This window comes from Butyricimonas sp. Marseille-P3923, assembly GCF_900184685.1.
GTDB classification, from domain to species: domain Bacteria; phylum Bacteroidota; class Bacteroidia; order Bacteroidales; family Marinifilaceae; genus Butyricimonas; species Butyricimonas muris.
Map to the genome: position 1 here is coordinate 1,359,000 of NZ_FXXL01000007.1, position 13,901 is coordinate 1,372,900.

Genomic DNA, 13,901 nt, shown 5'->3' on the forward strand with positions numbered 1-13,901 from the left:
GCTATGTTTCAGCCACAAATATACAAAATAAATTTACAACAACAAGCTGTCCAACAATTCCACCGTGGCGGGGTCGGAAGGTCGGGTAGCGTTCGCGTCAAACACTTTACCCTCTTTATCGAGGATAATAAAGCGAGGAATGGCGTTTATCATGAAAAGGTCGGAAAACTCGGAATACGTGGGAACTGTCTTGATGAGCTGTACACCACCGAGCTTTTGTTCTTTCACCATGTTTGCCCATTTATTCCTATCGCTATCGCTGGATATGCTGACAAAAACGATGTCTTTTCCTTTATACTTGTGTTCCAACTGTTTCAATGCCGGTAATTGTTGCTTGCAAGGACCGCACCACGTTGCCCAGCAATCGATGTACACGTACTTGCCCTTGAATTCAGATAGCGCGACTTCCTTGTCATCAATATCCAGAAAAGTAAACTCGGGTATGCATTGTCCTTTCGCCACCCGATTCCATTTCACGTATAACTCCTCGACGGCTTGCCTTACCCGGGGAGAATGTACCTTCTGCCGGAACATGTCCATTAACCCGTCTATCGATTCCACCCCTCTTCTCTCCATGTATCTCGACAAGACGGAATTTAACGCAAAATCGGCTACTGCCGTGTCCTGTATATTTTGCACGATATAGTCCAACTGCCCCTTGGCATAACCGTAGAAGGTAAATTCAGGCTGCCCCTCGCTACCGATAGCGTACAAACCATCCAATAAAAAGGCTTGATAATCCTCCGTCACGAGAAGTTCCGGGTTTTCCTTCAATTGCTCTTTCAAATAAGGATAAAGAGCATTCCCCCATTTCTTGTAAACAGAAAAGGAACGCAGGACATTATAACGCTGGCGCTCGCTCTCCAACCGGGTAAAATCGGGAGAAAGGGCAAGAGCCCGTAAAGCCTCCACCCGCTGACGTACCGTGTCGTTCAACAAACGAATAACCTCGTCATCTTCAGACAAGTCATTCATAACACGCATATTAGGTCTTGTCTGTTCTTCCATATACTGATTTTCCCGTGCACACTCGCCCTCGAATGAATAACGGGAAACTCCGGGTTGCACATGACGGGTAAAACGGACAGTCAAATCTTGTCCCCGTTCCACGAATATCATTTTACCGGTGCGCCCGAATCGCAGAAGCGCATATCCAGAGGGCACATCCTCCAACTCGAACCGAATGGTATTCGCGGTATCACGCACCGCCTTCCATTCCTGATTTCCAATACTTAATGATGTTTCCGGCAATTCCATGTCCGGAGAAGTGAAGGATACGACGGTCCGGCGGGATTGACATCCCACCAGAAGCATCGTAAACACAAACATAAAAACAGTTTTATTAATCATCTCGTTGCTATTTTACTGGTTATACCCGTCCATCTCGGTAAAATTCTCGGAAGAGTAATCCCCCAAAAGGTGTTTCGCGAAATGGAACCATATTTTACGGCGCCAGAAGAGGTCCGCCGCTCCCCGGTACAAGTGTTTCTGCCCGGGCAAGACGTACATATCGAAATTCTTTCCGGCTTTCAATAAAGCATCTACCAGACGCAAGGTATGACCGGGATGCACGTTGTCGTCCTCGTCCCCCGTTAGCACCAAGAGATGCCCTTTCAGATTTTTGACCAATTCCATGTTGGTCGGTACTTTACAAGTAAACACGGTATCTTTCCCTTTCACGGTCTGGGTTACCCCGTGGAAAGTTTCTCCCCATGCCTGATTGTACATGTTGTTATCGTGGTTACCGGAAGAGGCTACCGCCGCCTTGTAAAACTCGGGATAAGTGCAAATCGCCGCGGCGGACATAAAGCCCCCGCCGGAATGACCGAATATGCCCACCCGATTGATATCTATAAACGAGTGGCGGGCAGCCAGTTGCTCCAACCCGTGCTTGTCGTCTGCCAACGCGTAATCCCGAAGATTCCCGTACCCGTAAGTACGGTAATACTTGTCCCGCAGGGGACTTCCACCCCGGTGTCCCATGTTCACGACGATGAAACCGACTTGCGCCAATGCCGCGTTGTGATTACCCGTTGCCGTGAAATTCAAATCCATTGCCTCCTGTTGGGGACCGGGATAAACGTACGAGATAATCGGGTACTGACGGGTGGAATCAAAATCGAAAGGCTTCCACATCACCCCGTAAAGGTCCGTCACGCCATCGGCGGCTTTCACCGTGAATCGCTCCGGCATTTTCCATCCCATGGCATAGAGCGCGCTCAAATCCGCTTCCGCCAAATCGCAAATCAATTTACCGTTTTTATCCCGCAACACGGAACGAGGTGCCAAATCCACCCTTGAATAATTGTCCACGAAGTAATTCCCGGACGGACTCATGACCACGTTATGGTTAGCGTCCTCCGGTGTCAACAGTTCCACCCGACCGTTTCCGTCTAAAGCGGCTTTATAAAGACAAGCGTAATAAGGATTCATGCCTTTCTCCCGCCCGTGTCCCGTGACATAAAGCTCCCGGCGATTCGTGTCGAGGCGGACGATTTTCTCCGCCATCCAGTTGCCGGAAGTAATTGCCCCGCGGTACTGTCCGTCAGCAGAGTACAGGTAATAGTGTCCCCACCCGGTACGCTCCGACCACCAGATAAATTCCCGGTCACCATTCAGGAAGGTAATCGATTGACAGCGGTCGCTGAAATAAGGTTTGCACACCTCGTTCAGCACCACGGTTACCTCTCCCGTTTCCGTGTTCACCTTGCAAATATCCAACTCGTCGCACGTCCGGCGTGTGCGCTGCACGTACAGGTAGCGGCTATCTTTGGAAATGTATAATAATTTCACTTTCTGGTCTTTCCACTTCTCTAGGGCTACTTTCGTGACCTTTCCCGTTTCCGCGTCTATCAAGGAAAGCTCGTATTGTGTCACCTTCTTGTCACCCGGCATCGTGTATTTTCCGCTGCCGCTGACAGGTGTCACAAGACGAGGGCGTCCTCCCCCCGCGGAAGAAACCAAAAGCAAAGTGCCAATACCCCGGTTATCTTCCCGTATCACGAACAAACGGCGAGTACCTTTCAGCCAACGGGCTTTCGTGGTGAAAATATCCACGCCCTCCCCCACTTCATTGTCCGAGTAAGAGAAATTCTCCATCCCGTCGTCCGTGATACGCCGAGCCAAGGAATCCGGTTCATCGCCTTTCCGCAGCCAGATGTTATGCCCCCGGGAAAACACCACGTACGAGCTGTCCGGGGCGTATGAATACATCAATGCCAAGCGGTTGTACACCTTTCTATCAGTCGATTTCGCCTCGGGACGAGGAAGCTCGAAACATTGTCCCGTTGCCCGGTCATACTTGATAGTGACGCCTTGAACCATGAAAGAAAAACTCTTACCATCCTCGGCAAAGTTCGGCGTGATATTTAAATCCCTCGTGTTAAATGTCTTGTTCGTGATTTCACTGACCCGGGCAGCCATATCCTCGCTGTCGAACAACAACTGTTGTTTCTTGCTTTTCGGGTTCACGATGTAATAATTATTTCCCCGACTCGTTTTGTACGAGTACCAGAATTGCTCGCTATCCGGCAGGTAATTCGGTTTCACCTCCCGGGAGAAAACGACGCCTCCCATCTTGGAAACCAAGTACTTGTCCGCCAGTTTATAATTTGCTTTCTGTTGCCCGAGCACCGTGCCGGACAACAGAAAGCAAAACGAGCATACCAATAGATTGTATAACCTCATTTTCAACGATTTTAGATTCTATCGACGATATCCCCGTATGGGCAATGTACTTCTTCCTTTACTTCCTTTCCCACCATAGAACGGATTCTCCGATGTTTCCAAGTCATGCAATACGTTTTTTCCCTCTTCCTCTATCTCCTCGTTATGTTGTAATGCCAAAGCCCGCTTTACCCAAACGGCCATTTTCTCGCGTATCGCTTTATTTTTCCGTACCATGCGTTCGCCCAAGGTCGCCCAATTACACAATTCACGGGCATCCGCCTTAGCCAGACTCTTCTCGCCCAACGCGTAAGCCTCTTCATATTTACCGGCACGAAGCAGGATGATATAATCCACCTCCTGTTGCAATACTTTGTAATCCGGTAATTTACGTTCTTTCATCAGGTCGAAATAGGCTTGTTTTCTCTCCTCGTTTACCACCTCTTTCCGCCCTTGAGTATCGTACAGCGTCAACGCACAACTTATACTCGCATATTGGTTACGGATTTTTTGAAGCACCGCATATTCTCCATGTACCTTATATAATTTCTTGTATTCTTTCACGAAAGCGAGTGACAGAGGAGCATTGATATCCGCTGCACAACAAACAAAAGCATCCCAATAATCTTTATCCCGCAGCACTTTACTTCCTTGTTCCTCGTAAAGTGTATTCAACACTCTTTCTACACCATCGGCATTATGCAAAGAGAGCATTTCGTTTATATATCCTTTCAAGAACATCTCGTCCCGCTCTCCTTTGGCAAAACGCTCTTCATTACCGTTCTTTCCGGTAGCAACAGCTTTTTTCGCGAAAGCGATAAAAGCATCCGCTTGCATAAATCCTAATCCTCTCTGGGCAACAAAACCATCACTCGTGATAAACAGATACGTCGGATAGGAAACCACATCAAAACGTTTTTTCAACGCTATACCCTCTTCCCCTTTCTCCATGTTACATTTCAAATTGATAAAGTGACGATTGAAATAATCGCCCACCTCTTTCAAGGGGAAAATGGTCTTCACCATATTGGCACATGGTCCACACCAATCGGCATAGCAATCGATGAATATCATCTTTCCCTCTTTCTTCGCCTGTTGCAAGGCTTCTTCCCAAGTCCCGTGAAAAAATTGAATCCCTTCACTCTCTTGCGCACGAACGAATCCCGTGCAACTTACCGTTAATAACAGCATCCATAAAATCTTTTTCATATACATTGATTTTATCGGTTTATAATAATGCTTCCAATCTCTCTGCCGTCGCTTTATCGGAAGGACGAGTCATATTGGCATCAATGAATTTCCCCTCCCGGTCTAACAAGACGAAACGGGGTACAGACATCGAAGCCGGCATAAATATCTTCAACCAATCCCAATTCTCCCCCAAGTGCAACTGGATACCGCCCAATCCCATCTTCTCGATGGTCTGTTTCCACAATTCAATATCTTTATTCTTGTCGATGGAAAGACTCACGAACAGAATATCTTTCCCCTCGAAACGCTTCTCCAATTCCAACAAGCTGGGCATCTCTCCTTTACACGGTCCGCACCACGTTGCCCACATATCGATATAGACGAATTTCCCTTTCAAGTCAGCCAAAGTCACCGTCTTCCCCGTGTTGTCCGCGAAACTGAAATCGGGACAAGGTTGCCCGGGAGCAATCCGGTCTGCCTTCTTGCATGCCTCGGCATAAAGTGCCAGACGAGCCGCATCTTTCACGTGTTGATTATAAATATTTTCATAACGCTCGATACCCCGCTCGGCAAAGTGAAACAAGGTGGCATCCACCAAGTAGCCCACGATAGCCGGTTCTTGGAAATTATCGAAAATCATTTTCAAGCGGGCATCCGCCAAATCCTCCCCTTCCAAGGTTGACTTCGTGCCGTGCCCCAACCGCACTAATGTCCGGAGATATTGCTCCAAGAACTCCCGGTAATTCGATAAAGACAAATAAGTCGAATCCTCCACGAAACATTGACGTATAGTCTGCAAATACACGACAGTATCCAGTTCCCGCATACGCAACACGGGGAACCACGTTTCCACTTGCAAACGCTTTCCTTCCCACGCTTTAAACGTGGCTGAATAGGACGTTTTTTCCAGTTTCGCTTTGTTGACAGCCAATACCGAATCCGCTCTCCGGGCAATTACCTGTATATTGGGATTTTTATAATCAACGCGCACCCCGTCATAAAACTTCACTTGATTCAAGAATTGATTTTCCTCGCCCAAGGTTCCCCCGTACACGATTTCTTTCTCTCCTTTTTTCTGGCTATACGTCAAGGTCAATTCCTTTCCCGGCTCAAGAAAACACAACTTCGAATCGTGTTTTCGCACGGTAATTTTCGCGTAAGCAGGCTCTTGCAGCTCCAACTCGATGAATCCTTTCCCGGTGGCAGAATCAATTCTTATTTCTTGATACTTAAAACCAATATTAATCCGGGGGTAAGTCCCGTCATAATCCCGGATATCGAACCGAATCGTTGTCTTTTCATCCTTAGTGCAAGCGATAAAAAACAACGCCAAAAATAAAGTCAGTATAATATTCTTCATAACTTTCAATTTAAGAAAGAATACAACTTATTTCATCGGTATTCCCGGTTGTTCTTTCGGCAACAACGCCCGTTTCAAATAGATACCCAAACCACGGTAATGTTGGCGGGTAGCGGCATCACCGTGCGTGCGTCCCAATCGCTCTATTGATTTCAACAATTGACTCATTCTCTCTATCAAATAATAAGAAAGGTCACCCGGATACTTTTCAACCTTAGCTCCCGTGTACAACTTCATAAAGCTCTTCAAGTATTCCGTCTGCATTAAAGCCGCGTAGGAAGTCACTTTCCTGCTCGCGCTGAAATTCAAAAATACATCCCGGTCAATCATGTTCATCATGTCCCCGTAAGTGTATCCCTTGTTACCTAATTTTCTTTCGGTCAACAACAAATACGCGAGTACTTCGGGATTATTCAATTTACCGAATACCCTCTCCAAGACATTCGTCATCAGTTCTCTTCCTGTAAACCCGGACACTTGTTCCATCAAAGGATTGTTCATCCATGCAGGAGCTCCCGCGAACACGTATTTCCCGATAAAACGCATCGCCTCCTCCTGCTGTGCCTTGGAAGCAAAATTCAACGGTTGCTCGTTATACCCGGCAATGATAGCTTCCGGGGTAACACTACCGATATAATCCAATGCCAGCGCCACATGATTCATGTATGCCGCATAAATCATCATAGTCAAGTCACCGTACGTTTGCCAAGAATCATCTCTGTCCAAACGCTCCGCAATACTTTCCATGGCAGGCAACAGCAATTTCAGATTCTTGATACCCATTTCGGCAGCCACCAGTTTATCCTGCGCCAAATCGAACTTGTTGGTCTTATAACCTTTCCGACCTTCAGGCATAAAACACAACGCAGTGTTATCTTTCGCCTTTCCCGCCAAAGCCTTCAATGCTTTCTTTTCCGCTTGGACATCCAAGCCGGGATATTGACGATACCCCCACTCAATAGCCCAACGGTCATAATCGGAAGCCTTGGAGAACAAATCCCGCAACGGAATATTATCCCCCGGTTGCACGGCATAATTCACCCCGCACCCATCGGTCACGGAAGCCGAAATACCATGTTCTTTCACCCAAGCGGCATCCCGCAATTGTGCTGTCGTGTATGCCATGCTTCCTGCCATATTAGGTACCAAGCCCAATATTTCACCCAAGTATTTAGAAGTCACGTAACGAGCAACCTCCCCCTGCACCACGGGCAAGGAATCCGTGAACACGGCGGGTTCATACGCTCCCAACCCGACGAAAGCACGCAACAGATAATCCCGTATATCAGAATTTCCGATACTGATATTGGCACACAATATCTCTCCCGTGCGAGGATTGGTTACCGTATTTACTTTTCTCGTGAACAATGCCCGCGAAAAACTAATCTGATGATAAGCGAAATAAGCCTCCGGCCCTCCCTCTCTCACTTGCAACACATTCTTGAACCCTGCTTGTTCGAAGCAACCGTTCCACTCTTCAATAGCCCGAACCACGGCAACCCGCGAAGCCGGGTCAACAGAACGGTCAAAATAAACGGCAATCGGCATCTTCGGTTCCACCAATTCACCCCGTTTGTATCTTTCCGTGTCTTCTGGTCTGATTTCCAGATTCCAACGACGCACAACGTACACCGCTTCCGCTTTATACGGGTTCCTATCAAAATCGTTAAAAGAAAGAGAGAGATACCCTACACGGGCATCTGCCTCCCGGTCGCACACCTGACGCTCGGGCAACGCCTGCAACGTCCACTCGATTATCACGGAATTGTGCTTGTCATATCCCATTTGCCCGGGCATCATGGGAGGCATATAGTCCGTCTGCGTATGCAAACTCATGAACTTCATACCGTTATCAATCACGTACACGCTATCCAATCCCGAACGTTCGGCTGTGGGACGGTTTACCCATTGCAAGTTAGGAAAAGCGAACAATTTGCCCGTGGCATTGACGTCTGCGGTAATATCAATGATATAACTTTTCTTGTCCTTACCGTAAGCAGCGATAGGATAAAAATAATCCACCGGTTCCAAAGCGGACGCCTCCACGGCTCCCGCCATCGCCCCCTCGGCGCGTTCCCTACAAAGTTGTTTCCGAACCTCCAAGCGGTCATTACGCCCCAAGGTGAAAACTAGCAGATCCGTTTTCGCAGATGCCGTCCCATTCCAAGGACCTTTCGAGATAATACCGCTCGACATCAAGTCTTTCCCTAACAATTCGGCAGGAATTTCCAGATAACATTTCTTGTCTGACTGGTAAACAGGAAACGTACCCTCTATCTTTCTCATCCCGTTCTTGAAGAAAGCCTCGTATGTCACGGGTGCCTTGCTTTTAGCCGCCGGAGCCGGTGTAGCCTTCTCTTGGGCAAATGCCATCCACGGCAAACAAAGCAACAGAAGTATGTAATAAAATCTATTCATCGTACTCTTTCTTAAATTCATCAACTTATTTCAACAAAGCATCTTTTTCACCCTTCAACCACATATCAATCATCCGAACAATTCCGGACAAATGGTTCTTCGTCAAATCATCTCCCGCCGATGCTAATTTTTTCTTCGCTTGAGCGGAAATCTTATCCAATTGGGCAACGAAAATCGCAATATGCTCCGGATGTTTTTCCAACGGGGCTTTATCCAAGAATTGGAACATCGTGGTCAAATAAGTCGTCTGTTTCATCCGCTCGAAAGTTCCCAAGGTAGATTTAGAGGTGTATAAATCGTTCCAAACGGCATCATACAAGTCATCTGCCATATTTTTCAAGGTATAAGCCTTATCACCAATCAACCCCTCGTGTTTCAAGAAATTAGGACCTTGCGCAAGCAAAGAACCGATCATAAATTGCAACAACCGTTCTTTATAAACATCCCCACCGACAGAAGTCACCGTTCCGACATGATTATCAAACAACCAAGCCTGATTCGTGAAGTAATAGTCCTTCAAGAACTTCATCGCCTCCTGTTGTGTTTCCTTCGGCACCGGAGTGTAGGTGTGCAATTTTTCGGAACGTAAGGCTGCATCTTGGTAACGCCCGCCCATGTATTTCACGGCATGCATCATAAACATTCCGTATTGCCTTACCACCGCCTTATACTGGCTTTTCAGCACGGAGTAATCCTCGTCGTCGGCAGCGGCAGTCCACTCTTCGATATGTTTCATGATGTATTTCAAATTCTTGATTCCAAGAATATTGGCTTGAATCGTGTTATCACTCAAATCCTCCGCTTGCAGGCGCGGGTCTTCCCGGTCGATTTCCGTACCGAACAACAATCTCGGGTTGGCTTCCCGTTGTGCGGTCACCCAATCCTTCAAATATTTCTCCTCTTCCTTTACCGTTTTGAATCGCGGGAAATAGCGATACCCCCAATCAATAGCGAATTCGTCATACTCACCGATTCTCGGGATTAAATCCTCCGGATCGATATTATCTTCCGGTTGCGCAGCATAATTGAAACGCATATAGTCCATCACCGAGGAACCATGACCATGCTTCTTCACGAACTCCCGGTCGCGGATCTCATCCAGTGAATACACCCAGCTACCGGCAAAATTGTGGCGCAATCCTAACGTATGCCCAATCTCGTGAACCACGATGTATTGCACCAGCGTACCCATCAATTCCTCGTCATACGGGAACTTACGTGCCAACGGGTTCACACCTGCCGTTTGAGCGAAATACCAAGTTTGAGCCAAACTCAATACATTGTGGAACAATCCTACGTGTGAACAGATAATCTCCCCGGAACGAGGATCGGCAACGTGCGGACCGTAAGCATTCGGAATCGGGGAAGCCTTGTAAGATATAATAGAATAACGGGCGTCCTCCGGCGAGAAGGTAGAATCTTCCTCCGGGCGCGGCATCATTTTACCCACAATAGCATTTTTGAAACCTACTTTCTCGAACACGGGTTGCCATTCATTTACAGCGGCAATCACGTAAGGTTGCAGATACTTCGGCGTATTGTAATCCACGTAGAACACTATCGGTTTCGCCGGTTCCACCAGCTCTCCCGCCTCATACTTTTTCATGTCTTCCGGTTTCGGCTCCAATCTCCAACGGCTTACCATTCCGATGACTTCCGCCTTTAACGGATTTTTCGCATAATCCATCATGGGATAAGCAAAATATCCTACCCGGTTATCGAAATAACGGGGCCGCATCGGCTCCTCCGGCAACAAATACCACGAAGCCGCCATTTCCCACGTGGTCGGATCCATTTTCGGAGCCTGCATTCCCGGACGCACTTTCGGCGCCTTCCCCGGGGCGTAACTCCGCACGGAACGGAATATGATGTTATTCGGGTAGCTGCTGATTGTAGTCGTGTATGACTGGTCTGCCTGATAAGCTCCCAAATTCAACATCTCGGCAGCACCTTTCAACGAGAAATAATAGTGATCGGACTTGTACAGATCCGTGATATCAATCAAAGAAGAGTTTTCCGATTTAGCCTTTATATCCAACCCGTTTACAATCGGCATCAAATTGGAAGCCTCAATAGCCCCGTACAAGGCATTCGCGGTATCCGGCATCACGGTTGTGAACAGAGGCTCGTGCAGATACATTCTGTCTTTCGGTCCTTTTTCAAAACGGATAACTTTGCTGTATAACGCATCACCACCATATCCCATCATATCCATGTTACTTCTTTGTGCTTTAGCGGAGCCTTTAATCAAGGAAACAAACACGAATACATCCCGTCCCAGTAATTCGTCCGGAATCTCCATGAAGTAACGGTCTGCTTGCTCGTACACGTTGAACATTCCCGCATGCTTCACGGCATTGGCTTTGATAAAATCTTTGATAGCCGGAATGCCTTTGGGTTTCACCTTCGTGCTGTCGACAGCAGCAACAGGCTGCCCCTTTTTATTCTTGTCTTTTTTCCGCTCTGCGCCTTCCGATACCTGTCCCACCATCACAAGACAGAGCAATAACGCTAAAAATCTCATACTAATACTCATACTTTTCATACATTACATTGATTTACAAACACATATACAATCAAATCTCATGTTTTTGAAAGACATAAGGAGTATAAAGTGCATTTTTACACGCACTCTATAAACCTTATAAACTAAAAACACTCTATAACTATAAACTCAAAGATTATTCGAACGTAAAACCGTATGTTTCCAATTTCCGCTTCATCACCTCGTATTTCTCCATCACCACCGGATACTGACCATGTTTTGCAATAAATTCAGCTTCCGTACTGGCAAATATCTCTATACAATATTGCCTTACGTCTTGGCTCTTACTCGGTATTTGCCACATTCTTTCTGAAGTTCCGGTCGGTTTCGTATAAGTCCCGACAAAACCCAGTCCCCCCAACGTCTGCTCGGCAGCGGGAACGGTAAGTCCCGAATAGGCAGTATATACATAAGTTCCAATCGAAGTCGTCCCCGTTGAATACATTTTACTCTTATTTCCCGGATTTACCCGATAAGTTATCGCGTAAAAATAATCTTCCAGCCACTCGCCATCGGAAATGGCCAGCGTATTTGCCACCAAAGTTGCAAGGAAAACTCCCCGGTACAACTTTTGGTCCACTTTATCGAAATCCTTCACCTTACTCAACACGATTGTATTCAATCCCTTGTAAGCAATCGTATCTCCCGAGGGCGTTTTCAATGAATCCACCAAAAGAATACTCGGCACGTACACCGACTCCGGAACCCGGGGCAAAGCATCGGTTTCCAAAAAATCCAGAACAGGTTTCACCTTATCCCGATCACGCACCAAGGTATAGTTTGCCTGCAATTTACCGGGAGTCACACTACCCGGACTGTAAAATACCTGCAATACCTCGTAATAGGTGTAAGGTTCTCCCGTTGCCAAAGTATAACGCATTTCGCTACCAATCGTGTCATTGTAATACACGGGAACTCCGGTATTCCGGAATATCCTATACCGCTGAGCGTCGATCGGGTCATCGCTATCCTCCACCACAAGCCAATTGCGCTCGCCCCCGAAAGGTTTAAAATCATCATCATTGTCCCCGCAAGCCCATGCCAACAAGGCAAACAAACCTATAAGCCATATATATTTTCTCATCTCCGTACAATTTTATTATTCTACAACTATTTCTCTTGAAGGACGTACCTCGTTAGTCAACGTTCCCTCGTTGAACTCGATAGCGTATCTCGGGATAGGCAACATATAAGCAGCAGCATCCTGAGAATAAGGCTTCAACACGTAAGTACCCACCCGGTATACACCGCTTCCTTCCAGAAAATCGTAAGAAATATGGCGAATCTCCTTCTCGTAAGGATACACACTATTCACGGCATAACGGCGCAAATCAAACCAGCGGTGTCCCTCGAAACACAATTCCCGTCTGCGCTCATCACGGATAAAGTTTACCAACCTTTCACCGCTTTCCGTTACCGCTCCCGCCACTTTCAAACGTTTCTCTCTCAATTCATTCAACACTTCGATAGCCTCTGCATCACGCCCCAACAAAGCCAATGCCTCCGCCTTGTTCAAGTAAACCTCCGGCACGCGAATAGCCATAATATCGGAAACCTCTTCCGCATTAAATTGAGTTTTCACGCATCGCCAACCGTTTCCGGGTGCCGGACGCTCGATGAAAAACGCTTTCAAACGCATATCATTATCATTCTCACCATAACAAGCCAACAAATCTTCCGAAGTCGTGTAACCAGAACTTATTCGTTGTTGATTCACACCACTACCAGACACCACAACCGGAGCATGAATCACTGCCATGATATTCAGTCCATGCGTGAAAATCACCTCGGGGGAAGTCACGTACACGGCACTACCGCGCTGGTAAGCCTTCAAATCCCGCAGATAATAATCCGGATTCCCGATAACGCTATCGGCAACCGCAATGGCAGCCTCGTAATTCTCCATAAAAAGATGTACGCGACTCAACAAAGCGAAAGCGGCTGTCTGGTTTGTCCGGTACTTGGTCGTTTGTTCTATTCCCCGAAGCAACACGGTAGCTTGTTCCAAATCTTTCACGATTTGACGATATACCTCCTCACACGTTGCCCGGCTAAAATATTTATCCTCAATTTCTTCCGATATCTTCAAAGGAATACACGGATCAGTAGAAGCAGATGCCTTTCGGTAAGGCTTGCCGTATAAATTCGCCATATAGAAATAGTACTGCGCACGTAAAAAATGAGCTTCCCCTTCAACCTTATTACACAACACTTTATCATCTTCCTTACCGCGCATTTCATTGACTTGATAGATAACAGAATTCATCGCAGCAATACGTTTCCACATATTCTGCCAATTCCCATCATTAATCTCCGCATTTTCCGAATCATAAAAAGGATCCGGCTGCCAATGATGCAAATTAACGGCTTTCTTGCGAATATAATTCTTTTCCGTGTTAGCGATGCTTTTTTCACAGAGCAAATATTCGGTCGCATCATCATCCATCAAATGAATATAAGGGAAATTATTTACAGGCATTTTACCCGTTACCGCATTCATATTCCATATACTACCCCACTTGTTCACGGTACCGGCATTCAAAGTATCTATTGAATTTCCTCCACTTAAATATCCTTCACCAATCAACAACTCGTTCAAATCCGCCACTTTCTCCACGTAGGCAAGATTCTGCGACTTCTCCTCAAGGAAATCCCCGCAAGCGGTAAACAATACCGGCAAGCAGCTCATCAGACAAATATATAATATTCTACTCTTCATAT

At 46.8% G+C, this 13,901-nt stretch carries 8 protein-coding genes; all 8 read right to left on the minus strand.

The features are described from left to right. Positions 1 to 33: 33 nt before the first annotated feature. Entirely contained in the window at positions 34 to 1,350 is a 1,317-nt protein-coding gene (locus tag CS948_RS17170; protein WP_099293061.1) for a thioredoxin-like domain-containing protein, read from the minus strand. A 12-nt stretch (positions 1,351 to 1,362) separates the two neighbouring features. Next, positions 1,363 to 3,687: a DPP IV N-terminal domain-containing protein gene (locus CS948_RS17175; protein ID WP_099293063.1), complete on the minus strand. Its 2,325-nt coding sequence runs from the start codon at positions 3,685 to 3,687 to the stop codon at positions 1,363 to 1,365. A gap of 18 nt (positions 3,688 to 3,705) precedes the next feature. Next, positions 3,706 to 4,875 carry a thioredoxin family protein gene (locus tag CS948_RS17180; RefSeq protein ID WP_099294646.1) on the minus strand — a complete coding sequence of 390 codons (1,170 nt, stop codon included), beginning with the start codon at positions 4,873 to 4,875 and terminating at the stop codon, positions 3,706 to 3,708. Between the two features lie 19 nt (positions 4,876 to 4,894). Continuing rightward, entirely contained in the window at positions 4,895 to 6,217 is a 1,323-nt protein-coding gene (locus tag CS948_RS17185; protein WP_099293065.1) for a TlpA disulfide reductase family protein, read from the minus strand. Positions 6,218 to 6,244: 27 nt separating this feature from the next. Beyond that, positions 6,245 to 8,635 (minus strand): zinc-dependent metalloprotease, encoded by a 2,391-nt coding sequence (locus tag CS948_RS17190; RefSeq protein WP_176555102.1) that lies wholly within the window; start codon positions 8,633 to 8,635, stop codon positions 6,245 to 6,247. A 25-nt stretch (positions 8,636 to 8,660) separates the two neighbouring features. Beyond that, positions 8,661 to 11,180 (minus strand): zinc-dependent metalloprotease, encoded by a 2,520-nt coding sequence (locus CS948_RS17195; protein WP_099293069.1) that lies wholly within the window; start codon positions 11,178 to 11,180, stop codon positions 8,661 to 8,663. Positions 11,181 to 11,316: 136 nt separating this feature from the next. Then, a complete protein-coding gene (locus CS948_RS17200) occupies positions 11,317 to 12,264 on the minus strand; it encodes a hypothetical protein (RefSeq protein WP_099293071.1) in 948 nt (315 codons plus the stop codon). A 15-nt stretch (positions 12,265 to 12,279) separates the two neighbouring features. Further along, positions 12,280 to 13,899: a RagB/SusD family nutrient uptake outer membrane protein gene (locus CS948_RS17205; protein WP_099293073.1), complete on the minus strand. Its 1,620-nt coding sequence runs from the start codon at positions 13,897 to 13,899 to the stop codon at positions 12,280 to 12,282. Positions 13,900 to 13,901 lie beyond the last annotated feature (2 nt).

What these genes read in the sequence shown, in the direction of transcription:
- CS948_RS17170 (WP_099293061.1), bottom strand. Translation starts at nt 1,350, where the DNA reads ATGATTAATAAAACTGTTTTTATGTTTGTGTTTACGATGCTTCTGGTG.
- CS948_RS17175 (WP_099293063.1), bottom strand. Translation starts at nt 3,687, where the DNA reads ATGAGGTTATACAATCTATTGGTATGCTCGTTTTGCTTTCTGTTGTCC.
- CS948_RS17180 (WP_099294646.1), bottom strand. Translation starts at nt 4,875, where the DNA reads ATGAAAAAGATTTTATGGATGCTGTTATTAACGGTAAGTTGCACGGGA.
- CS948_RS17185 (WP_099293065.1), bottom strand. Translation starts at nt 6,217, where the DNA reads ATGAAGAATATTATACTGACTTTATTTTTGGCGTTGTTTTTTATCGCT.
- CS948_RS17190 (WP_176555102.1), bottom strand. Translation starts at nt 8,635, where the DNA reads ATGAATAGATTTTATTACATACTTCTGTTGCTTTGTTTGCCGTGGATG.
- CS948_RS17195 (WP_099293069.1), bottom strand. Translation starts at nt 11,180, where the DNA reads ATGAAAAGTATGAGTATTAGTATGAGATTTTTAGCGTTATTGCTCTGT.
- CS948_RS17200 (WP_099293071.1), bottom strand. Translation starts at nt 12,264, where the DNA reads ATGAGAAAATATATATGGCTTATAGGTTTGTTTGCCTTGTTGGCATGG.
- CS948_RS17205 (WP_099293073.1), bottom strand. Translation starts at nt 13,899, where the DNA reads ATGAAGAGTAGAATATTATATATTTGTCTGATGAGCTGCTTGCCGGTA.